Source organism: Amycolatopsis sp. MJM2582 (assembly GCF_000754115.1).
Lineage (GTDB): Bacteria > Actinomycetota > Actinomycetes > Mycobacteriales > Pseudonocardiaceae > Amycolatopsis > Amycolatopsis japonica.
Genome location: NZ_JPLW01000007.1, coordinates 178425 through 202518 on the forward strand (window position 1 = coordinate 178425; position 24094 = coordinate 202518).

Here is a 24094-nt window from a genome sequence, read left to right on the forward strand (position 1 = left end):
CAAGCCGAATCGGTGCGTACGGAGAGCGCCGTGGAACCTTTGCCCCCCAAGAAGACAGGGTTCAAATTCACCGCCGATCCCCGGCTGCTCGGGCTGACCGGGGTGCTGGTGATCCTGTGCATCGTCGGCCAGGTGACCAGGCCCGACCAGTTCTTCACCGACGGCAACATCTCGACGATCCTGCGGCTCGCCGCGGCCATCGGGGTGGTCAGCGTCGGGATGACGTTCGTGATCATCGCCGGCGGCATCGACCTCTCGGTCGGGTCGATCGTGGCGCTGTCCAGTGTCTGGCTGACCACGTTGGCCACCCAGTCCTACGGCCCGTTCGTGATGGTCCTTTGTGGACTCCTGGTCGGCCTCGGCTGCGGGCTGATCAACGGGATCCTGGTCTCCTACGGGAAGATCGTGCCGTTCATCGCCACACTGGCGATGTACGTCTCCGCCCGCGGCCTCGCGGAACGCATCAGCGGCCGCCGCACGCAGGTGGTGTCCGAAGCGGGATTCCTGGACTTCTTCCGGGGTGACCTGCTCGGCATCCCGGTGCTGATCTGGATGTTCGCGCTGGTGTTCGCGATCGGCTGGGTGGTGCTGAACCGAACCACGTTCGGCCGCCGCACCTTCGCCGTCGGCGGCAACGCCGAGGCGTCGCGGCTGGCGGGCATCAACGTCAAGCGGCACACCGCGCTCGTCTACGGCGTCGCCGGGCTGTGCTGCGGTATCGCCGCGCTGATGGTCGTCGCCCGCACCACCGCGGGTGCCTCGACCAACGGCATGCTCTACGAACTCGACGCCATCGCGGCGGTCGTCATCGGCGGCACCCTGCTCACCGGTGGCCGCGGCTCGCTCATCGGCACCCTGATCGGCGTGCTGATCTTCACCGTGCTGTCCAACATCTTCACGCTCAACAACCTGGACACCGACATCCAGAACATCGCCAAGGGCGTGATCATCGTCCTGGCCGCGCTGCTGCAGTTCCGCTCCGTCAAGAAAACCAAGACGAGTACTTGATCACCGTGGATGGAGAGTCGTCATGACCGAACAATCCCTGCACCGCCGCCGTTTCCTGCTGGGAGGCGCGGCCGTCGGAGCGGGTGCGTTGCTGACCGCGTGCACCTCGAACGAGGCACCGGCGCAGAACAACGCGGCCAACGTGGCCAACGCCGGGGCGAACTCGCAGCCCGGAACCCCTGTCACCATCGGCTTCTCGGCACCTGCCGCGGACCACGGCTGGATGGCGGCCATCACCAAGAACGCCCGCGCGCAGGCGCAGAAGTTCAGTGAGGTCACGCTCAACGCGACCGAGGGCACCAACGACGTCAACCAGCAGATCTCCCAGGTGGAGACCTTGATCAACGCCAAGGTCAACGTCCTGGTGATCCTGCCGTTCGACGGCAAGGCGCTGACCGCGGTCGGCCAGCAGGCGATGGACGCCGGGATCCAGGTGATCAACCTGGACCGCGTCTTCGACACCCCGCTGGCGTACCGCACCTGGATCGGCGGCGACAACTACCGCATGGGTGTCAACGCCGGCAACTACATCGCCCAGCAGATGAAGGCGAAGAACATCGCCAACCCGGTCATCGGCGAGGTCGCGGGCATCGACTCGCTGCCGCTGACCCAGGAACGCAGCAAGGGCTTCAAGGACGCCTTGACCCGCCAGGGTTTCACGGTCGGCCCGCGGGTCTCGGCGCAGTTCACCCCGGAGTCGGGCGAGCAGCAGACCTCGAACCTGCTGCAGTCGGCGTCCAAATTGGACGCTCTGTGGAACCACGACGACGACCAGGGCGTCGGCGTCATCGCGGCGATCAACAACGCCAACCGCAAGAACTTCCTGATGGTCGGCGGCGCGGGGTCGAAGAACGCGATGAACCTGATCAAGTCCGACGCCGAACCGCTGAAGGCCACGGTGCTCTACAGCCCGTCGATGGCGTCCTCGGCGATCTCGCTCGCCCGTCTGCTCGGCCAGGGCAAGGGCGCCGGCGACTTCGCCGAGCACGAGATCCCCGCCGAGATCACCACGTACTCCGCGGTGGTCACCAAGGAGAACGTCGACAAGTACATGGACGTCGGCTTCGACTCGTAAGACCCGCGTACCCGACACGCAAGCGGAGACATAGGAGGGGTATTGAGCACGGCAACGGAAACGATCGGGATCGGCATGGTGGGCCACGCGTTCATGGGTGCGGTGCATTCGCACGCGTGGCGCAGCGTGCACCGGTTCTTCACGCCACCGCTGATCCCGCGACTCGCCGTGCTCGGCGGCCGTGACGAGGGGCGGGCGAAGGCCGCGGCGGAACGGTTCGGCTGGGAAGACGTCGAGACGGACTGGCGCGCGCTGATCGCCCGCGACGACGTCGACCTGGTCGACATCTGCACACCGGGCGACAGCCACGCCGAGATCGCGATCGCCGCGCTCGAAGCGGGCAAGCACGTGCTGTGCGAGAAACCGCTGGCCAACACCCTCGCCGAGGCCGAAGCGATGGCCGAGGCGGCGGCGAAGGCGCGGGCCAACGGCGTCCGGTCGATGGTGGCGTTCAACTACCGTCGGGTGCCCGCGCTCGCGCACGCCAGGAAACTGGTCGCGAGCGGGGCGCTCGGCGAGATCCGCCACGTGCGGTCGGTCTACCTGCAGGACTGGTTGTCCGACGCCCAGGCGCCGATGACCTGGCGGCTGCACAAGGACAAGGCGGGCTCCGGCGCGCTGGGCGACCTCGGCGCGCACATCGTCGACGCCGCCCAGTTCGTCACCGGCGACACGATCACCGGGGTTTCCGCGCTGACCAACACCTTCGTCAAGGAGCGGCCGGACGGCGACGGCGGCACCGGGCGGGTCACGGTCGACGACACCGCGCTGTTCCTCGGCCGGTTCACCGGCGGCGCGGTGGCGAGTTTCGAGGCGACCCGGTTCGCGCTGGGCCGCAAGAACGCGATGCGGCTGGAGATCAACGGGTCGAAGGCGAGCCTCGCGTTCGACTTCGAGTCGATGAACGAACTGTCCTTCTTCGACGGTGGCCAGCCGCCCACCGAGGCCGGGTTCCGCCGGATCCTGGTCACCGAACCCGAGCACCCGTACGTCGGGGTGTGGTGGCCGCCGGGCCATCTGCTCGGCTACGAGCACACCTTCACCAACGAGGTCGCCGATCTGCTCTCCGCGATCGGCGAAGGCAAGGATCCCGAACCGTCCTTCGAGGACGGATTGAGGGTTCAGCAGGTCTTGGACGCGGTCGAGCGCAGCGCGTCCGACGAGGCGCGATGGACCACTGTGCCCGGAGTCACCGTGAAGGGGAGTAACTGAGGAGTAGATCCAGCCGAAAGTCGCATGACGGCTATCACTGCGACTTGGTTCGATCCGAAACATCCGACCATCGGAGGTTGGGGTTCTCGGGTTCTTGAAAGGTGGAGAAATGCCTGCTCACGAGCGTACGGGCATCTGGTTGATCGGGGCGAGGGGGTCTGTCGCCACTACCGCGGCGGTCGGGCTCCTCGCGCTCCGTGCGGGGGTGGCCGGCGGTGGCGGCTGTGTCACCGAGCTGCCCGCGTTCGCCGGGGTTCCGTTGCCGGGCTGGGACGATCTGGTCCTCGGCGGGCACGACATCGTGCACACCCCGCTGGAGAAGCGCGCCGAACAGCTGGCGCACGCCGGTGTCTTCGGGCACTCGGTGTTCTCCGCGGTCCGGTCCGGACTGGCCGAGGTGGACGCCGAGATCCGCGACGGCTACCACCCGGCGACGCACACCGGTGCCCAGGCCGACGCGGCCGCCCGGCTCACGGCGGACATCCGGTCTTTCGCCGACCGGCACGACCTCGCGCGGGTCGTGGTGGTCAACGTGTCCTCCACCGAGGCTCCGTGCCCCCACCTGCCCGAACACGACGACCTCGACGCGCTCGAGGCGGCGCTCGCCGACCCCGCGCGGGCGGTGCTCCCGTCGAGCTCCCTGTCGGCCTACGCGGCCTTGAAGGCGGGAAGCCCGTACGTCGAGTTCACGCCGTCCGCGGGGATCACCCTGCCCGCGCTGCGGAAGCTCGCCGAGCGGGAAGGCCTGCCGTACGCGGGCTGCGACGGCAAGACCGGCGAGACGCTGCTGCGCACCGTCCTCGCGCCGATGTTCAGCGCGCGGGCGCTGAAGGTCCGCTCCTGGGCGGGTACCAACCTGCTGGGCGGTGGCGACGGTGAGACCCTCGCCGACCCGGTGACCGCGAACAGCAAGCTGGAATCCAAGGCACGCGGGCTCGCGGCTCTGCTCGGCGAGGACGTCACCGCGCCGCTGCACATCGACAACGTGCCCGACCTCGGCGAGATCAAGACCGCGTGGGACCACGTGTCGTTCGAGGGTTTCCTCGGCGCGCGCATGAGCCTGCAGTTCACCTGGACCGGCTACGACTCCGCGCTCGCGGCGCCGCTGATCCTGGATCTGGCCCGCTTCGTCACCGCGGCGCACGCCGCCGGCCAGAGCGGCGCGCTGACCGAACTCGGCTTCTTCTTCAAGGATCCGCTGGGCAGCGACGAACACCGCTTCGCCGAGCAGACCGCCCGCCTGGTCACCTGGGCGGCCGACCTGTGAAGGCCTATGTGGAACTCGTCCGGGCGCCCGCGGCGCTGACGGTGCTCGGCGACACGGTCGCCGGATCCGCAGCGGCGGGGCTCAGAATGACCGGACGACGGCTGCTGCTGCCGCTGTCCTCGGTCGCCTTCTACTGGGCCGGGATGGCCCTCAACGACTGGGCGGACCGGAAGCTCGACGCCGTGGAGCGGCCCGAGCGCCCGATCCCGTCCGGGCGGGTGAGCGCGGGCGCGGCGCTCACCACCGGTGCCGCGCTGACCGCGGCCGGACTCGGCCTGGCCGCGCTCGGTGGCGGACGCCGGGCGATGCGCGTCGCGGTCCCGCTCGCGGCGTCGGTGTGGGCCTACGACACCGTGCTCAAGCCGACCCCGGCCGGACCGGTGGCGATGGCGGCGTGCCGCACGCTCGACGTCCTGCTGGGTGCCGGTGATTCGCCGAAGAAGGCAGCCACGGCCGCGGCGGCGGTGGGCGTCCACACGCTCGGCGTCACCGCGCTTTCCACCGGCGAGGTCCACGGGGCGAACCCGGCGACCGCCCGGGCGGCGCTGGCCACCAGCTGCGCGGCGACAACGTTGGCATTGACCGGACCGGCCCGTGGGGGCTGGCATCGCGCCGCCTCGATGGCCGCCGGTTCGGGCTACGCGGGCCTGGTCGGCCGGGCGCAGGCGGACGCCGTCCGCGACCCGTCGGCGAAATCCGTGCGGTCGGCGACCAAGAACGGCATCCACGGCATGGTCCCGCTGCAGGCGGCGGTCACGGCGAAGGGCTCGGTACTGGGGGCGGCGCTGGTCGCGGCCGCGCTGCCGATCGCCCGCAAGCTGTCGAGGAAGGTGAGCCCCACATGACGTTCTCGCTCGGATACGGCACCAACGGCTTCTCCAACCACCGCCTCGACGACGCGCTCGCTGTGATCGCCGACCTCGGGTACACCGGGGTGGCGCTGACGCTGGACCACGATCACCTCGACCCGTTCGCCGACGATCTGGCGCGGCAGGTCGACCACGTGGCTTCCCGGCTTTCGTCGCTCGGCCTGAACCGGGTCGTCATCGAGACCGGCGCGCGGTATCTGCTCGACCCGTGGCGCAAGCACTCGCCGACGCTGCTTTCGGACGACCCCGCGTTGCGGATCGACTTCCTGGCGCGCGCTTTGCAAATCGCCGGGGACCTCGGTGCGGATTGCGTGTCGTTCTGGTCTGGCGTGTCCACTGTGGACAACGACCTGGCCTGGTCGCGGTTGCGTGAAGGGGTCGCGGCGGTCCTGGAGCACGCCGCGCGGCTGAACGTGCGGCTGGCGATGGAACCCGAGCCCGGCCACCTCGTGCAGCATCTGGGCCAGGTCCTGGACCTGCGCAAGGAACTCGGCGAACCGGATCTCTTCGGGGTCACGCTGGACGTCGGGCACTGTGTCGCCGTCGAGCCGGTGAACGCGGCCGAATGCGTCCGCCTCGCCGGCCCACTGCTGTGGAACGTGCAGCTGGACGACATGCTGCCGAGGGTGCACGAGCATCTGGAGTTCGGCGACGGGCATCTGGATCTGCCGGGGACGCTCGCCGCGCTGGCGGAGATCGGCTACACCGGGCTGGCCGCGGTCGAACTGCCCCGGCACAGCCACGCCGCGCCGGACACCGCGCGGCGGGCCTTCGAGGCGCTCACCGCGGCGATGCCGCAGACATGGCAGACCAAGGCGGAACGCCGGATCCGGGAGAAGCCGTCGGTGATCGGTTCGATCTTCCCGGCCGTCGGCCGCGAGGTCGGCCGGGAGGCGCTGCGCCCCGACGTCGATCCGCAGGGCCTGGTCCACGGCACGGTCGACGACCGGGCACGGGTCCGGCTCGTGTCGGTGCTGGCCGAAGTCCTCGACGACGCGGCGCTGGCCGCGGAACTGCGCGATCTCTACCGCTACGGCGACGACGCCGAGCGGCGCGGGGTCCTGCGGGCGCTCTCCGCGCTGGAGTCGCCGGGCGCCGAAGTCACCGATGCCGGGATCAAGCTGGTCGAGGACGCCTTGCGCGCCAACGACATCAGGCTGGTCGCCGCCGCCATGGGTGCCTTCGCCCGGTTCCTGGACGACCACACGTGGCGCCACGGCGTCCTCAAATGCGTCTTCGTCGGTGTGCCGCTGGCCGCCGTCGCGGACCTCACTTCCCGCGCGGACGACGAGCTGCGGAGAATGCTCGCCGATTTCGCCGACGAACGCAGGGCGGCCGGACGTGACGTACCCGCCGACGCCCTCGAACTCCTCAAGGAGAACTGAGCCAGTGCGTATCTTCGATCCCCACATCCACATGTCCTCCCGGACCACCGACGACTACGAAGCCATGTACGCGGCCGGTGTCCGCGCGCTGGTCGAGCCCGCGTTCTGGCTGGGGCAGCCCCGTACCAGCGTCGGCTCGTACACCGACTACTTCGACGCGCTCATCGGCTGGGAACGGTTCCGCGCCGCGCAGTTCGGCATCCGGCACCACTGCACGATCGCGCTGAACCCCAAGGAGGCCAACGACCCCCGCTGCCGCGAGGTGCTCGACGTGCTCCCGCGGTACCTGGCGAAGGACGGCGTGGTCGCGGTCGGCGAGGTCGGTTACGACTCGATGACCAAGGAAGAGGACGAGGTCTTCGCCCAGCAGCTGGCGATGGCGCTGGAACACGACCTTCCGGTGCTCGTGCACACCCCGCACCGCGACAAGCTGGAAGGCACCAAGCGCACGCTCGACGTCGTGCGCGAGGCCGGCGTCGCGCCGGAGCGCGTGGTCGTCGACCACCTCAACGAGGTCACCGTCAAGCTGGTCAAGGATTCCGGCGCCTGGATGGGTTTCTCCATCTACCCGGACACCAAGATGGACGAGCACCGGATGGTCGAGATCCTGCGCCAGTACGGACTGGACCAGATGATCGTCAACTCGGCCGCCGACTGGGGCCGGTCCGATCCGCTGAAAACCGCCAAGACCGGGCAGGCGATGCTCGACGGCGGGTTCACCGAGGCCGACGTCGACAAGGTGCTGTGGCAGAACCCGGTCGACTTCTACGGGCTCAGCGGCAGGCTCACCCTCGACCCGCTGCCGGGGTTCACCGGCGAGGCCGTGACGTTCGAGGGCAACTCGGTGCTGCGAGGTGCCCGCAAATGATCTCCTACTGTACGAACGTCCACCCGGCCGAGGACGTCGACGGCATCGTCGCGCAGCTGGAGCGGTACGCGCTCCCGGTGCGTGAGCGGCTGGGCGCCGACCGGCTCGGCGTCGGGCTGTGGCTTTCCGCGCCGGTCGCGCGCGGGCTCGCCGAAGACGCCGAGGCGCGCAAGCGTTTCCGTGCCGAGCTCGACGCCCGCGGGCTGTCGGTGTACACGCTCAACGCCTTCCCGTACGGCGGCTTCCACGATGACGTCGTCAAGCACGCGGTCTACCGTCCTGAGTGGACACACCCTGACAGGGTCGCCTACACGATCGACTGTGTGAACGTGCTTTCCGACCTCCTCGCCGAGGATGCTTCTTACGGCAGCATATCCACGCTGCCGTTGGCTTGGCGTGAACCGTGGGGCGAACAGGACGACCGCCGGGCGACCGAAGCCTTCGCCGAGGTCGTCCGCGCGATCGGTGACCGGCCGATCAAACTGGCCGTCGAACCCGAACCCGGCTGCGTGCTCGACACCGTGGCCGACGCGCTGGGCTGGCTGTCCGGCCGCGTCGACCCGAAGTATGTCGGGCTGTGCCTGGACACCTGTCATCTCGCGGTGTCGTTCGCCGACCCGGCGGAGACGCTCCAGGCGATCGCCGAGTCCGATGTGGACATCGTGAAGGTGCAGGCTTCCGCCGCGTTGCACGTCGAAGATCCCGCCGAAGCCCGTGACGCGCTCGCGGCGTTCGCCGAACCGCGATACCTGCACCAGGTCCGCGAGTTTTCGGGTGGTGTCGTGCGCAAGGCCGACGACCTGCCCGAGGCGTGGACCGACCTGCCGGGGGAGGGGCCGTGGCGCGTGCATTTCCACATGCCGCTGCACCAGGCGCCGGCCGCGCCGCTGTCCACCACGACCGACGTCCTGCGCACCGTTGCCGCCGGGCTGCCCGGCGAACCGCATATCGAGGTCGAGACCTACACCTGGAGCGTGCTCCCGGACGCGGGCGACCTCGTCGGCGGGATCGCCGCGGAACTCGAATGGGTACAGGCGAACCTCGTCAAGGAAGGGGCGTCCGCGTGAAACCCTTGGTCGTCATCGACGTCGTCGGGCTGACCCCGAAGGCGTTGCGGGACATGCCGAAACTGTCCGCCGTCGCCCGCGACGGCTGGCAGGCCGAACTGGGCACGGTGCTGCCCGCGGTCACCTGCAGCGCGCAGTCGACGTTCCTCACCGGGCTCATGCCCGCGCAGCACGGGATCGTCGGCAACGGCTGGTACTTCCGCGAGCTCGGCGAGATCTTCCTGTGGCGCCAGCACAACCGGCTCGTCGGCGGCGAGAAGCTGTGGGAGACCGCGAGGGCGGCGCACCCCGGCTACACGTCGGCGAACGTGTGCTGGTGGTACGCGATGGGGATGAGCACCGACGTCACGGTGACCCCGCGGCCGATCTACCACGCCGACGGCCGCAAATCGCCGGACGCCTACGTGCGCCCGCCGGAATTGCACGATCAGCTGACCGGCGCGCTGGGGGAGTTCCCGCTCTTCCAGTACTGGGGTCCGACTGCGTCGCTCAAATCGAGCAAGTGGGTCATCGGCGCGTCGCGGCAGATCCTGCGGGAGAAGCGACCGGATCTGCTGCTGACCTACGTCCCGCATCTCGACTACGACCTGCAGCGCTTCGGCCCCGACGCGCCGCAGGCACGGCAGGCCGCGCGGGAACTGGACAACGCGCTGGCGCCGTTGCTCGACGACGCCCGCAACGCCGGGGCGACCGTGGTCGCGCTCAGCGAGTACGGGATCACCAACGTGCACCGGCCGGTCGACATCAACCGGGCACTGCGGCGCGAGGGTCTGCTGGAGGTCTACACCCAGGCGGGCATGGAGTACCTCGACCCGTGGGCGTCGCGCGCGTTCGCCGTCGCCGACCACCAGGTCGCGCACGTCTACGTCCGCGACTCCGCCGATCTCGAGCGGGTGCGTTCGATCGTCGGCGAGCTGACCGGCGTCGACGAGGTGCTCGACCGTGAGGCACAGGCCAAGTACGGGATCGACCACGAACGCGCGGGCGAACTCGTCGCGGTCGCCGAGCCGGACTCGTGGTTCACCTACTACTACTGGCTCGACGACGCACGGAAGCCCGACTTCGCGCGCGGCGTCGAGATCCACCGCAAACCGGGTTACGACCCCGCCGAGCTGTTCTTCGACCCGGAGGACAAGTTCGCCAAGGCGCGGGCCGGGCTCAACCTGGCGAAGAAGTTCGCCGGGCTCCGGTACGCGATGGACGTCGTCCCGACCGATCCGCGCTGGGTGCGCGGCTCGCACGGACGGCTGCCCGATTCCACAGAGGACGGTCCGGTGTTGCTGTGCTCGGATCCGGCCTTCCAGCCGTCCGGTCGTGTGGGGGCCACCGACGTGCACCCGCTGCTGTTGTCGCTGCAGGGACTGAAGTAGAGGAGGTCCTCGGTCCAGTGGGTCGTGAGTGGCGTTTCGGGTTAGAACCCGAAACGCCACTCACGACCAACGCAAGTCCTTCCTTGATCGCCGCCGCTCATCGAAAGGATCGCCACTGCTATGTCTTTGAAACGACGATTGGGTGTGCTCGTCACATCCGTGGTCACGGCTCTGACAGGCGTCGCGCTACCGATGCAGACCGCATCGGCGCACGAAGCGGCCACGGTGCTCGTGTTCTCCAAGACCGCGGGCTTCCGGCACGATTCGATCCCCGACGGCATCAAGGCGATCAAGGATTTGGGGGCGCAGAACCACTTCGCGGTGGAGGCGACCGAGGACGCGGCGGCCTTCACCGATGCGAACCTCAAGCGGTTCGACGCGGTGGTCTGGCTTTCCACCACCGGTGACGTGCTGAACGCGGACCAGCAGGCCGCGTTCGAGCGGTACGTGAAGGGAGGCGGCGGGTACGTCGGCGTGCACGCCGCCTCCGACACCGAGTACGACTGGCCCTGGTACGGCGAGCTGGTCGGGGCGTACTTCAAGTCCCACCCGCAGATCCAGCAGGCGAACGTCAAGGTCGAAGACCACGAACACGTGTCCACTGTGGATCTTCCGGAGACCTGGCCGCGCACCGACGAGTGGTACAACTACCGCGAGAACCCGCGGAGCAACGTCCACGTGCTCGCGAGCCTGGACGAGAAGAGCTACCAGCCCGGCGACGGCGCGATGGGCGATCACCCGATCGCCTGGTGCCACGAGAACTCCGGCGGCCGCTCCTGGTACACCGGCGGCGGGCACACCAAGGCGTCTTACGCCGAGCCGGCCTTCCTCAAGCATCTGGCGGGCGGCATCAAGTACGCCACCAAGCTGAGCGAGGCGGGCTGCGCCAAGCCCCAGGAAGACCCGGTCGACGCGGACTTCGACCAGATCACCCTGGCCAAGGGCGAGGAGAAGACCGGCGAGCCGATCGCGCTTTCCGTACTGCCGAACCGCGACGTCCTGCACACTTCGCGCGACGGCCGTGTCTGGTACACCAGCTCGTCGGCGACGACGTCGCTGGCCGGGCAGATCCCCGTCTACAACCACGACGAGGACGGCCTTCAGGGTGTCGCCATCGACCCGGATTTCGCCAAGAACCGTTGGGTCTACCTGTACTACGCGCCCAAGCTGAACACCCCGGCCGGTGACGCGCCGGAGAACGGCACCCTCGCCGACTTCGAGCCGTTCAAGGGGTACAACCAGCTCTCGCGGTTCAAACTGGGCACCGACAACAAACTCGACCTCGCGAGCGAACAGAAGATCCTCCAGGTCCCGGCCGAACGCGGCATCTGCTGCCACGCCGGCGGCGAGATCGACTTCGACGCCAAGGGCAATCTCTATCTGTCCACAGGGGACGATTCCAACCCGTTCGCCTCCGACGGTTTCACCCCGATCGACGAACGCGCCGACCGTAACCCGGTGTACGACGCGCAGCGCACCTCGGCCAACACCAATGATCTGCGCGGCAAGGTGCTGCGGATCAAGGTCGGCGCGGGAGGCAAGTACACGATCCCCAAGGGCAACCTGTTCCCCAAGGGCACGGCCAAGACCAAGCCCGAGATCTACGCGATGGGCTTCCGCAACCCGTTCCGGTTCGCCGTCGACCGCAAGACCGGCTGGATCCACCTGGCCGACTACGGTCCCGACGCCGGCGCGGCCGACCCGAAGCGCGGTCCCGGCGGCACGGTCGAGTTCAACCTGATCAAGAAGCCCGGCAACTTCGGCTGGCCGTACTGCGTCGGCGACAACCTGCCGTTCATCGACTACGACTTCGCCACCAAGCAGTCCGGCGCCGCCTTCGACTGCGCCAAACCGACGAACACCAGCCCGCGCAACACCGGCCTGACCGATCTGCCGCCGGTGGAGAAGGCGTGGATCCCCTACGACGGCGGTTCGCTGCCCGAGTTCGGCACCGGCCCCGAGTCGCCGATGGGTGGCCCGGTCTACCAGTTCGACGCGAAGAACCCGTCGCAGACTAAGTTCCCGGAGTACTTCAACGGCAAGACCTTCGCCTACGAATGGGAACGCGGCTGGATCAAGGAGATCACTGTCGGCCCGAACGGTGAACGCGGCGCCATCAAGCCGTTCTTCGACTCGATGGACCTCGTCCGCCCGATGAACCTCGAGTTCGGCCCGGACGGCGCGCTCTACGTCCTCGACTACGGCACCGGCTACTTCGGCGGCTCCAAGGAATCCGCCGTCTACCGCATCGATTACACCAAGGGCCGCCGCACGCCGGTCGCCCAGGTGGCCGCGGACAAGACGTCCGGCCAGGCGCCGCTGACCGTCAAGTTCGACCCGGCCGGGACGAACGACCCCGACGGCGGTGCGCTCACCTACGCCTGGGACTTCGACGGGAACGGCACGACCGATTCCACCGAGGCCACCCCGGTTTCCCACACCTACGCCGCGAACGGCCAGTACACCGCGAAGCTCTCGGTCACCGATTCCACCGGGCTGACCGGTTCGGCGAGCGTGGTGGTCACCGTCGGCAACACCGCGCCGGTGGTCACGCTGAAGACACCGGTCAACGGCAGCGTGTTCAGCTTCGGCGACATGGTCCCGTTCAAGGTCGAGGTGACCGACGCCGAGGACAACCCGATCGACTGCTCCAAGGTGACCGTCGAATACATCCTCGGGCACGAGGGCCACGGACATCCGCTGAGCCGCGCGACCGGTTGTGAAGGCACCATCGCCACGCCCGCCGACGAAGGACACGGCGCGGACGCCAACGTCTTCGGCGTCATCAACGCCAGCTACACCGACAACGGCGGCAACGGCGTGCCCGCGCTCACCGGCGAGGCGGAATCCATCCTGCAGCCCAAGCTGAAGCAGGCCGAGTTCTACACCCAGTCCAGCGGGATCGAGGTCGTCGCGCACGCCGGCGCCAGCGGCGGCAAACGCGTCGGTCACATCGAATCCGGCGACTGGATCAAATTCGACCCGGTGAACCTCGTGGGTGTCAGCGGCATCGGCTACCGGGTCTCGTCCGGCGGCGCGGGCGGCACGATCGAGGTGCGCTCGGGCGCGGTGGACGGACCGCTGGTCCAGACGGTCACCGTCGCCAGCACCGGCGGCTGGGACACCTACGCCGACATCCCGGCTTCCGCCATCACCGACCCCGGCGGCACCGGCCCGTTGTTCCTCGTGTTCAAGGGCGGTTCCGGCGGCTTGTTCGACGTCGACGCGATCACTTTCGAGGAGCAAGCATGAGCCGTCCGATCACCCTGTTCACCGGCCAGTGGGCGGATCTCCCGTTCACCGAGGTGTGCAGGCTGGCCAGTGAATGGGGCTACGACGGCCTCGAAATCGCGTGTTCCGGCGACCACTTCGAGGTCGACCGCGCACTGTCCGAAGAGGACTACATCCCCGGCCGTCTCAAGCTGCTCGCCGAGCACGGCCTCAAGGTGTGGGCGATTTCCAACCACCTCGTCGGGCAGGCCATCTGTGACGACCCGATCGACGAACGCCACCAGGCCATCATCCCCGCCAGGGTGTGGGGCGATGGTGAGCCCGAAGGCGTCCGGCAGCGGGCGGCGAAGGAGATGGCCGACACCGCCCGCGCGGCGGCGAAACTCGGTGTGGACACGGTGATCGGCTTCACCGGCTCGAAGACCTGGAAGTACGTCGCGATGTTCCCGCCGGTCTCGCAGGCGGTCATCGACGACGGCTACCAGGACTTCGCGGACCGGTGGAACCCGATCCTCGACGTCTTCGACGAGGTGGGCGTGCGGTTCGCCCACGAGGTCCACCCGTCGGAGATCGCTTACGACTACTGGACCACGAAACGTGCGCTCGAAGCTGTCGGCGACCGTCCGGCATTCGGGCTGAATTGGGATCCTTCGCATTTCATCTGGCAGGACCTCGACCCGGTCGGCTTCATCCTCGACTTCGCCGACCGGATCTACCACGTGGACTGCAAGGACACCAGGAAACGGTTCGACGGACGGAACGGACGGCTCGGCTCGCATCTCCCCTGGGGAGATCCCCGACGCGGCTGGGACTTCGTTTCGACCGGGCACGGCGACGTGCCCTGGGAGGACTGTTTCCGCGCACTGAATTCGATCGGCTACGCCGGTCCGATCTCGGTGGAGTGGGAGGACGCCGGCATGGACCGGCTCCGGGGCGCGGCGGAGGCCGTGACCTTTCTGCGGGGGCTCCTGTTCGACAAGCCGTCGGCGGCCTTCGACGCGGCTTTCAGCAACCAGAAGTGAGGGCGGTTTCATGTGCGGTGAAGAAGCTGAGCAGTTCCACTCTCGACGGGCGCTCTTGCGCGGCGCGGCGACGGCGGCGGTCGCGGTCGGCGCGGCGGTAGCCCTGCCGAGCGTGGCCAGTGCGGCCACCGAGGCGGAGTCCCAGGGATCCGGCCACCACGGACGGGGCCGGGTCCCGGTGGAGAAGATCAGCATCCAGCTCTACTCCCTGCGCACCGCGCTGCAGGCCGATCTGCCGGGAACCCTGTCCGCGCTGGCGGACATCGGCTACCGGAAGGTCGAACTGGCGGGCACCTACGGCCGTTCGGCCGAGGAGTTCCGCGGTCTGCTGGACAAGAACCACATCAAGGCGACGTCCACCCACGTCGGCATCGACGGCGACCTCGACAAGACCATCGCGGACGCGAAGATCCTCGGGAACACCCGCGCCAACGTGCCGTGGGCGAATTTCGGCACCATCGACGGCTGGAAGCAGTTCGCCGGCCGGATGGACGCGGCGGCACGGAAGTTCCGCCAGGCCGGTATCCCGCTCGGCTACCACAACCACGCGCACGAGTTCGCGCCCATCGACGGCGTGCGCCCGTACGACGTGCTCACCAGGAACACGAACCCGCGGTACGTGCACCTGGAGATCGACCTGTTCTGGGCGGTGGAAGGCGGGATGGACCCGGTTTCCCTGTACCGGCAGCACTGTCCGCGCGTGGTGCAGTACCACGTCAAGGACCGGACCGCGGCGGGCGAGATGGTCGACCCCGGCAAGGGCGTCATCGACTTCCCCCGCATCTTCCGCCACACCCGTCCCCACCTCGCCGAATACATCGTCGAGCACGACAACCCCACGGATCCCCTGAGCACCGCCCAGACCGGATTCACCTATCTCCGCAACGTCCGCTTCTAACTGGGGAATCCACAATGGACAACAAGAAACGCGGGCTGTCCCGCAGATCGATGCTCGCGGGCACCGCGGCCGGGGTGATCGCCCCGGTCGTGGTGTCGGCCAGCGCCGGTTCGGCACCGGCCGCCGCGGCCGGGATGACCCGCAACATCACCATTTACGCCGACTACGTTCCCGGCACGACCCGGGTCGGCTACGGGCTCGAGCCCGGCAAGCCGACGATCCCCGGGCCGCTCCTGGAGTGCTACGAGGGTGACACGCTGGTGATCGAGCTGGTCAACAACACCGACCAGCGCCTCTCCATCCACCCGCACGGTGTCAACTACGACACCAAATCCGACGGCTCGCCGTTCAACGATTCCTTCAACAAGCCCTACGAGACCAAGACCTACACCTGGAAGACCCGCACGGCGTATCAGGCGGCCAACGGTTTCTGGATGCCCGGCAGCGCGGGGTACTGGCACTACCACGACCACGCGTTCGGCGGCGACCACGGCACCGCGGGCCTGATGAAGGGTCTCTACGGCGGCCTGATCGTGCGCAAACGTGGCGATCTGCTGCCCAGCAAGCAGTTCACCGTGGTGTTCACCGAAATGTGGATCAACCACCAGGTCGCCCCGAACACCCCGATCTTCGAGGCGAACCTCGGCGAACGCGTCGAGTTCATCTGCATCGGGCACGGCAACCTGATGCACACCTTCCACCTGCACGCGCACCGCTGGGCGGACACCCGCACCGGCATGCTCACCAGCGCGACCGACAACGCCCCCATCCTCGACAACAAGACCCTGGACCCCGGCAACTCCTTCGGGTTCCAGGTGATCGCCGGTGACGGCGTCGGGCCGGGCGCGTGGATGTACCACTGCCACGTCCAGCAGCACTCGGACGACGGCATGTCCGGGGTGTTCCTGGTCCGCAACGCCGACGGCGGGATGCCCGCGGGCGCCCAGGAGGCGATCGACCGCTTCAAGGGGCACCAGCACACCACCACGTCCACACCGAACGCCACCGGCGCCTCGGCCCACCACCACTAGTCTTGAAAGGAGCGAGAACTTGAGACGAGTATTTTCGCAACGCCGGCTCCGCAGACGGTCACTGGCCGCGCTCGCGGTCGGCGCCGTCGTCACCTCCGGGCTGCCGCTGGCCATCGCACCGGTGACCGCCGAAGCCGCGACGAACGTCCCGGTCAACGTCCTGGTCTTCCACGGCGCCGCCGCGGACCAGAAGGACCCCGTCCTGCGGGCCACGGACGCGATCGCGAGCCTGGGCCAGGCGAACGGCATCTCCGTTTCGTCCTCTTCGGACCCCGCGGTGTTCACCGCGGCCAACCTCGCGAAGTACCGCGGCGTCGTTTTCCTTTCCGCGCAGGGCATCACGCTCAACCGCGACCAGGAAACCTCGCTGCAGAACTACATGAAGGCGGGCGGCGGGTTCCTCGGCCTGTCCGACGCCGCGCGGGCCCAGGACGGTTCGCAGTGGTTCTCGGGGCTGATCGGTGCTCGTCCGGTGGGGGCGCGTCCCACGCCGGAGGCCGTCGCGTCGGTCACCGCGAGCGCGGAGAACCCGCCCAACGAGACCAAGGAAAAGCTCACCGACAACAACGAGAACACGAAGTGGCTGGCCTTCCAGCCGACCGGCTGGGTCGCCTACAAGCTGGCCGCCCCGGTGGCCGTGAGCAGCTACGCGCTCGTCTCGGCGAACGACTACGCCGGTCGTGACCCCAAGAACTGGACCCTGCAGGGATCCAACGACGGGACCACGTGGATCGATCTGGACACTCGCGCAAACGAGACGTTCCCGGACCGGTTCGTGAGCCGGACGTTCACCTTCGCCAACACCACGGCGTACTCGAACTACCGGCTGAACATCACCGCCAACGGCGGCGAGCCGCTCATCCAGCTGGCCGATTTCAAGCTGTTCAAGGACAACTCGACCACTCCGCCGCCGCCGGAGCCAGACCCGGCGCAGGCCACGGTCGACGTCCTCGACAAGGCCAACCCGGCCACCGCGGGCCTGCCGCAGAAGTGGGTGCGCACCGACCGGTGGCTCAACTGGGAGGTCAACCCGGTCGGGACCGTGCACACGGTCGCGCAGGTCGAGGAATCGACCTACAAACCGGGTGTCGGCGCGAACGGCGCCTTCCACCCGATCTCGTGGTGCCGTGACTACGACGGCGGCCGCTCCTTCTACAGCGGCATGGGCCGGACCGAGGCGAGCTACGGTGAGGCCCAGTTCCGCAGCCACATCCTCGGCGCGCTCAAGTGGACCACCGGCATGGTGCGCGGTGACTGCAAGGCGGGTATCGCGGCCAACTACAAGGTCGAACGCCTGACCGGGATCAACCAGCCCGGCCAGCTCGACCAGATGGGCGAGCCGCACGGGCTCACCATCGCGCCGAACGGCCGGGTGTTCTACATCGGCCGCGCCGCCTGCGCCGGCAACACGGTGCCCGCGCCGAACGACTGGACCAACCCCGAGATCGGCGCCGGCTGCGGCACGATCCACCAGTGGGACCCGGTCACCAAGAAGCCGAAGCTGCTCACCACGCTGAAGGTGATGGGCAACCGCGGCAGCGGCGACGAACTGGTCAAGAACGAGGAAGGCCTCCTCGGTCTCGTGCTGGACCCGAAGTTCAGCGAGAACGGCTGGATGTACGCCTACTGGATGCCGCACTCGTCGGTCGACATCGACAAGCGGATCGGCAAGCGTACGGTCTCGCGGTTCACCTACGACCTGAAGAACCAGACGCTGGACCAGGCGACCCGCAAGGACCTGCTGTCGTGGGACGTCCAGGTCCACAGCTGCTGCCACGCCGGCGGCGGCATGGACTTCGACAAGGACGGGAACCTCTACATCGGTTCCGGTGACAGCAACTCGTCGCAGGGTTCCAACGGGTACTCCGGCAACAACTGGACCCAGGACTACAAGGGCGTCTCGTTCCAGGACGCGCGCCGCACCGCCGGCAACACCAACGACCTCAACGGCAAGATCCTGCGGATCCACCCGGAACCGGACGGTACCTACACCAACCCGTCGGGCAACCTGTTCCCCGAGGCCAACGACCCCGGGAACAAGACCAGGCCCGAGATCTACGTGATGGGCGTGCGGAACATCTCGCGTCTGCAAGTCGACAAGAAGACCAACTGGCTGACCGCGGCCTGGGTCGGCCCGGACGCGACCTCGCCGAGCCCGGAACTCGGCCCGGCCAAGTACGAGACCGCGACGGTGATCACCGAGGCCGGTAACCACGGCTGGCCGTACTGCATGGGCAACAAGCAGCCGTACCGCGACCGCAGCAGCACCGACGCCGCGGTGCTCACCGGCTGGTACGACTGCGACAACCCGGTCAACACCTCGCCGCGCAACACCGGCCTGGTGAATCTGCCGCCGATCAAGAAGAACATGATCTGGTACGCGCCGGACGGTGGCGGGCCGGTGTTCCCCAACCGCCCCAACAGCTCCGTCCCGACGTACAACGCGGCCGAGGCCACCTACACGCAGCCCTACCTCAAGGGCGGCGGCCAGGCGGTCATGACCGGGCCGACGTACCACCGCGAACTGGTCAACACCAACAGCGGCGTCGCGTGGCCGTCGTACTGGAACGACAAATGGTTCATCGGTGACCAGAGCAACGGGCAGAACCGGATCGCGGTCACCCTCGACCCGAACGGTGTCGCGAAGCAGGATCCGCCGGTGTTCGCCGAGACGGTGCGGCAGATCATCCCGACCGGCGGTGGCGACACCAAGCTCAACCAGTGGATGGACGCCAAGTTCGGGCCGGACGGCGCGCTGTACGTGCTCGACTACGGCGGCGGCTTCTTCACCCTGACCAACAACCAGAAGCTGCTGAAGATCAGCTACACCGGCGGAGAGGCCACGCCGTCCGCGGCGGCGGCGTCGACCATGGTGCAGAACAAGCCGCTCACCGCGGCCTTCACCGGGTCGAAGTCCGGCGGCGTCTCCTACAAGTGGGAGTTCGGCGACGGCACGATCTCGACCCAGCCCGACCCGCGGCACACCTACCCGCGGACGGGTCTGTACACCGCCAAGCTGACCGTGACCTACGCGGACGGCGAGACGGTGACCACGCGGAACTCGGTCAGCGTCGGGTGTCTCGTGGCGGATTCCAGTGCCACGGTGACCATCGGCGACACCGACACCGGGGTGACCAACCGCAACGCCGGTGGCGGCTGCACGGTCGACGACATGATCGACGACGAGAGCACGTGGACCTCCCACGCCGGTTTCGTCAACCACGTCACCCAGGCCGTGGACCGGCTGGGCGACCTCGGCGTGCTGAACGCGGCCGAGTCGGACAAGATCAACGCCGCGGCCGCCGCGTCGCCCATCGGCAACAAGGGCGTCACCGGTTACGACGCGATCTACGACGGCACGGCCGAATCGTTCCGCAACTGGTCGCAGGCGCCGTCCGGGCAGTTCGCCATCCAGCCGGACGGGTCACTGCGACCGTCGGGCGGGCTCGGCATGCTGTGGTACTCGGCACGGCAGTTCGGCAACTTCTCGGTGAAGCTGCAGTTCAAGGACATCGCGCCGACCGGCAGCGCCAACAGCGGTGTGTTCGTCCGGTTCCCGGATCCGCGCACCCCGCTGGAGCAGCGTCCGCCGGGCAGCTGTGGCACGGTCGGTTCGGCGAGGACCTCGCAGGCCTGGGTCGCGATCTACTGCGGCCACGAAGTCCAGCTGTACGACGGCGCCACCGGTGAGCCGCAGAAGACCGGGTCGATCTACAACTTCGACCCGCGGCCGCTGGACCAGGCGGGTGTGAAGCCGAAGGGGACCTGGAACGAGTACGAGATCAAGGTCGTCGGGCAGAAGTACACGATCATCCGCAACGGCGTGGTGATCAACGAGTTCGAGAACGCGCCGGGGATCCAGTCGTCTCGGGCGGGCGACCCGTCCACCGACTTCCGGCAGTTCGTCAGCGGGTTCATCGGTCTGCAGAACCACGGTGACAACGACCTGATGGAGTTCCGCAACATCCGGGTGCGGCAGCTGTAGCGCGAAAACCGGCCGGGCGCGCGGGTTCCGTGTGCCCGGCCGGTCTCCCTTTGTACGGAAGGTTTCCCTGCGATGTCCCCAAGAACCCTCGTCGTGGCCCTGGTGGCCGCGACACTCGCACTGGCGGGCCTGGTGTTACCGGGCTCGTCCGCCCCAGCCTCCGCCGCACCCGTCCAGACCCTGGAATGGACCGCGGGCGACAGCACCGACCATTACCTCAGCGCGCCGTCGACCGCGGTGGCCGGTGAGACCACGATCGTCTTCAAGAACACCGAAGAGCTCGGCTCGACGATGTCGCACACGCTGACGTTCGACACCTCGACGCCGGGCTACAACCACGACGTCAACCTCAACATCCTCGCCAACCCCTACGACGACAAGGGCGGCGTGCACGAGGCCACGGTCACGCTGACCCCTGGCAAGTACCGCTACTACTGCACGATCCAGGGCCACACCAAGATGATGGGCGAGTTCGTCGTCACCGACGGCGGCGGCGCCGACACCACCCCGCCGACCGTGACCGCGAACGTGACCGGCACCAAGGACACCGCCGGGAACTACGTCGGTTCCGCGACGGTGAATCTGTCCGCTTCGGACAGTCAGTCCGGCGTGGACAAGGTCGAGTACCAGCTCGACGGCGGCGCGTGGACCGCGTACACCGCACCCGTGGCGGTCACCGCGGCCGGATCGCACATGGTCCACTACCGCGCTACCGACAAGGCCGGAAACGTTTCGCCGGAAGGGATGTCGTCCTTCACCGTCGTCACCGGACAGCCCGGTGACACGACACCGCCGACGGTGACGGCCGAGGTGACGGGCACCAAGGACGGCGCGGGCAACTACCTCGACACCGCCACCGTGAAGCTCACCGCCACCGACGCGGGCTCCGGCGTCGACAAGGTCGAGTACAAAGTGGACGAAGGCGCGTGGACCGCGTACACCGCTCCGGTCGCGGTCACCGCGCCGGGGATGCACATGGTCTCCTACCGTGCTTCGGACAAGGCGGGCAACGTCTCGCCGGAAGGCATGGCGCACTTCACGATCGTCAGCGGTGACACCACCGCGCCGACCGTGACGTCCGAGGTGACCGGGACCAAGGACACCGCCGGGAACTACGTCGGCAAGGCGACCGTGATCCTCACGGCCACCGACGCCGGCTCGGGTGTCGGCAAGGTCGAGTACAACCTGAACGGCGGCCCGTGGCTCACCTACTCGGCGCCGCTCGCGCTGACCGTGGTCGGCGCGCACACGGTGAAGTACCGCGCCACCGACAAGGCGGGCAACGTCTCGGCCGAAGGCACGGCGACGTTCACCATCGTCGAAGGCGACGACAACACCGCGCCGGTCGTCTCGGTGGTGGTGAGCGGTGATCTGGACGGAAGCTGGTCGTACATCGAGGACGCGACCATCAACCTGACCGCGACGGACGCCGGGTCCGGGGTGGACAAGATCGAGTACCGGCTGGACGGCGGGGCCTGGACGGTCTACACCGCGCCGGTGAAGGTGACCGCGCTCGGCACGCACACGCTGGCCTACCGCGCGTCGGACAAGGCCGGCAACGTCTCGGCGGAACAGGGCGGCGCGTTCACCATCGTCGCCGCGCCACCGGGCCCGGACGCGTGCCCGGACTCCGACCTCCGGGACACCGTGATCCTCGGGACGGCGGACAGCCAGGTCGAGAACCGCGACACCGGCGACGGCTGCACGATCAACGACGTGATCGACGACGAGTCGGACTACTCGTCGAACGACCAGTTCGTGACCTACGTGCGGGCCGTGACCCAGGAACTCCTCGACGGCGAGGTCATCTCGTCCGACGAGCGGAACCTGATCGTCACCGCGGCGATCGAGTCCGGTATCGGCGGCACGGCCACCGAGCCGGAACCGGAGCCCGGCAAGAAGAAGCCGGAGACGAAGAACCCCGGCATGAAGAAGACCGTGAAGACGCCGATCCGGGACGTCTGAGCGAAGTCGGTTACCTTTCTCGCGTCGCGCTCGTCATGTCCATGACGGGTTCGGCGCGAGAAAGGTAACGACATGACCGGTGAGGCGCTGGCCAGCGCGTTCGAGGAGCAGCGCGGGCGTCTGGTGGCCGTGGCCCAGCGGATGCTCGGCTCCCGCGCGGACGCCGAGGACGCGGTCCAGGAGGCATGGCTGCGGCTCGCGCGCCAGGACGCCGACACGATCGACAACCTGTCCGGCTGGCTGACCACGGTCGTCGGCCGCGTCTGCATCGACACCCTGCGCTCCCGCAAGACCCGCCCCGAAGACTCCTACGACGAGCCGCCCGAGCTGCTGGTGCTCGACGATTCGCCGGAAGAGGACGCGCTGCTCGCCGAATCGGTCGGGGTGGCGCTGGTCGTGGTGCTCGACACCCTCGGCCCGGCCGAACGGCTGGCGTTCGTGCTGCACGACCTGTTCGCCGTCTCGTTCGCCGAGATCGGCGAGATCCTCGGCAAATCCGCGGACGCGGCGAAGATGCTCGCCAGCCGGGCCCGCCGGAAGGTGCGGGGACAGCGTCCGGCCGACGAGCCGCGGCAACGCGCCGTCGTCGACGCGTTCCTCGCCGCCGCGCGCGAAGGGGACTTCGACCGGCTGATGGAGATGCTCGACCCCGACGTGACGTGGCGCTCGCAGAGCCGTCACGGCGAGGTCGTCCGGCTCGGTGCGGCCGAGGTCGCCACCCGGGTCCAGCGCGGAGCGCGCGCCGCCGGTATGACCCGTCCCGCGCTGGTCAACGGCAAACCGGGAATCGTGTCGTGGAGCCGGACGGGCAAACTGCTGGGCGTGATGACCTGCACCATCGTCGACGGCCGCATCGTCGGAATCGACTCGGTCAGTGATCCACGTCGCCTCGCGGCCATGGGTGTTACCTCTCGGGAGTCCTCCTCGTCGAAGTAAGTGAAAGACCGACGAGAAGGAGAAATCCCATGCAGGCAAGGCTCGAATTCCTCAAGACCGCTCTCGCGCCGAAGCTGGTGAAGCACTTCGTCTCGGCCGCGAAGGTGCTCGACGGCAGCGAACTTCCTTTGGCGACAAGGGAACTGGTGAACATCCGCGCCAGCCAGATCAACGGCTGCTCGGGCTGCCTCGACATGCACACCAAAGACGCGGCGCACGCGGGGGAGACCACGACCCGGCTGAACCTGGTCGCCTGCTGGCGTGAGGCGACGGTCTTCACCGAGGCCGAACGCGCCGCGCTGGAACTCACCGAGCAGGGTTGCCGTCTCGCCGACGGCAGCGGTGTCACCGACGAGGCGTGGGAGGCCGCCGCCAAGCACTACGACGAGGACCAGCTCGTCGCGCTGGTGGCCCAGATCGCGCTCATCAACGCCTTCAACCGGCTGAACGTCATCACCCGGCAGCCCGCCGGGGACTACACGCCCGGCCAGTTCGCGGCGCACTGATGGAGACCGCACTGTGGATCGTCGCCGGTCTGCTGGCCGTGATGTATCTCGTGTCCGGTGTCGGGAAACTGTTCCTGCGCAGGGAAACGGTCGCCGGAGTGGCCTCGGGTGCGGGATGGGTGCTGGATTTCGGCCCGGGCACGGTGAAGTTCATCGGGGTGGTCGAGATCCTGGGCGCGGTGGGCCTGGTCGTTCCCGCGCTGCTCGACATCGCACCGGCGCTGGTACCGCTGGCGGCCCTAGGACTGGCGCTGGTCATGGCGGGCGCGCTGGTCGTCCGGTGGCGTCGCCGCGAACCCCTGATCGCGCTGCTGGACCTGGGGTACCTCGCGTTGTGCGCTTTCGTCGCCATCGGACGCGCGTGAAGTACGTGAAGGCCCCCTTCCCTCGGCTCAGTCG

Annotated in this window: 18 protein-coding genes; all 18 read left to right on the forward strand. The window is 68.3% G+C overall.

From position 1 onward, the window contains the following. Positions 1–30 precede the first annotated feature (30 nt). The 18 genes from ED92_RS35500 to ED92_RS35585 all read left to right on the forward strand — a co-directional run bounded on the left by ED92_RS35500 (position 31) and on the right by ED92_RS35585 (position 24060). Entirely contained in the window at positions 31–1008 is a 978-nt protein-coding gene (locus ED92_RS35500; protein ID WP_235213457.1) for an ABC transporter permease, read from the forward strand. Between the two features lie 22 nt (positions 1009–1030). Continuing rightward, positions 1031–2083 carry a substrate-binding domain-containing protein gene (locus ED92_RS35505; protein ID WP_016331780.1) on the forward strand — a complete coding sequence of 351 codons (1053 nt, stop codon included), beginning with the start codon at positions 1031–1033 and terminating at the stop codon, positions 2081–2083. Between the two features lie 42 nt (positions 2084–2125). After that, a complete protein-coding gene (locus ED92_RS35510; protein WP_037346209.1) occupies positions 2126–3295 on the forward strand; it encodes a Gfo/Idh/MocA family protein in 1170 nt (389 codons plus the stop codon). 109 nt (positions 3296–3404) lie between these two features. Next, positions 3405–4562 carry an inositol-3-phosphate synthase gene (locus ED92_RS35515; protein ID WP_037346212.1) on the forward strand — a complete coding sequence of 386 codons (1158 nt, stop codon included), beginning with the start codon at positions 3405–3407 and terminating at the stop codon, positions 4560–4562. After that, positions 4559–5407, forward strand: coding sequence for an SCO3242 family prenyltransferase (locus ED92_RS35520; RefSeq protein WP_037346214.1), 849 nt, complete (start codon positions 4559–4561; stop codon positions 5405–5407). Before ED92_RS35515 ends, ED92_RS35520 begins: the two co-directional genes overlap by 4 nt. Next, a complete protein-coding gene (locus tag ED92_RS35525; protein ID WP_037346218.1) occupies positions 5404–6816 on the forward strand; it encodes an EboA domain-containing protein in 1413 nt (470 codons plus the stop codon). The genes ED92_RS35520 and ED92_RS35525 overlap by 4 nt, the downstream gene beginning before the upstream one ends. Before the next feature lie 4 nt (positions 6817–6820). After that, positions 6821–7684: a TatD family hydrolase gene (locus ED92_RS35530; protein ID WP_037346221.1), complete on the forward strand. Its 864-nt coding sequence runs from the start codon at positions 6821–6823 to the stop codon at positions 7682–7684. Continuing rightward, positions 7681–8751, forward strand: coding sequence for a metabolite traffic protein EboE (gene eboE / locus ED92_RS35535; protein WP_037346226.1), 1071 nt, complete (start codon positions 7681–7683; stop codon positions 8749–8751). The genes ED92_RS35530 and eboE overlap by 4 nt, the downstream gene beginning before the upstream one ends. Next, positions 8748–10121 carry an alkaline phosphatase family protein gene (locus ED92_RS35540; RefSeq protein WP_037346229.1) on the forward strand — a complete coding sequence of 458 codons (1374 nt, stop codon included), beginning with the start codon at positions 8748–8750 and terminating at the stop codon, positions 10119–10121. Before eboE ends, ED92_RS35540 begins: the two co-directional genes overlap by 4 nt. 192 nt (positions 10122–10313) lie before the next feature. Further along, complete coding sequence (locus ED92_RS35545) at positions 10314–13373, forward strand: ThuA domain-containing protein (protein WP_235213458.1); 3060 nt, start codon at positions 10314–10316, stop codon at positions 13371–13373. Then, on the forward strand, positions 13370–14374 hold the full coding sequence (locus ED92_RS35550; protein ID WP_037346231.1) for a sugar phosphate isomerase/epimerase: 1005 nt from the start codon (positions 13370–13372) through the stop codon (positions 14372–14374). Before ED92_RS35545 ends, ED92_RS35550 begins: the two co-directional genes overlap by 4 nt. A gap of 10 nt (positions 14375–14384) precedes the next feature. Further along, a complete protein-coding gene (locus ED92_RS35555; RefSeq protein ID WP_037346233.1) occupies positions 14385–15272 on the forward strand; it encodes a sugar phosphate isomerase/epimerase in 888 nt (295 codons plus the stop codon). 14 nt (positions 15273–15286) lie between these two features. Then, positions 15287–16303, forward strand: a complete 1017-nt coding sequence (locus tag ED92_RS35560; RefSeq protein ID WP_037346237.1) for a multicopper oxidase domain-containing protein — start codon at positions 15287–15289, stop codon at positions 16301–16303. Between the two features lie 19 nt (positions 16304–16322). Continuing rightward, the gene (locus ED92_RS35565) at positions 16323–20288 is read left to right on the forward strand and encodes a ThuA domain-containing protein (RefSeq protein WP_037346239.1); all 3966 of its coding nucleotides are present in this window, start codon (positions 16323–16325) and stop codon (positions 20286–20288) included. Between the two features lie 72 nt (positions 20289–20360). Next, positions 20361–22253 (forward strand): copper-binding protein, encoded by a 1893-nt coding sequence (locus ED92_RS35570; RefSeq protein ID WP_037346241.1) that lies wholly within the window; start codon positions 20361–20363, stop codon positions 22251–22253. 72 nt (positions 22254–22325) lie between these two features. Beyond that, on the forward strand, positions 22326–23189 hold the full coding sequence (locus ED92_RS35575; protein ID WP_037346246.1) for a sigma-70 family RNA polymerase sigma factor: 864 nt from the start codon (positions 22326–22328) through the stop codon (positions 23187–23189). Between the two features lie 29 nt (positions 23190–23218). After that, positions 23219–23695, forward strand: a complete 477-nt coding sequence (locus tag ED92_RS35580; protein WP_037346248.1) for a carboxymuconolactone decarboxylase family protein — start codon at positions 23219–23221, stop codon at positions 23693–23695. Continuing rightward, on the forward strand, positions 23695–24060 hold the full coding sequence (locus ED92_RS35585) for a DoxX family protein (protein ID WP_037346251.1): 366 nt from the start codon (positions 23695–23697) through the stop codon (positions 24058–24060). Before ED92_RS35580 ends, ED92_RS35585 begins: the two co-directional genes overlap by 1 nt. The last annotated feature ends 34 nt before the right edge of the window (positions 24061–24094 follow it).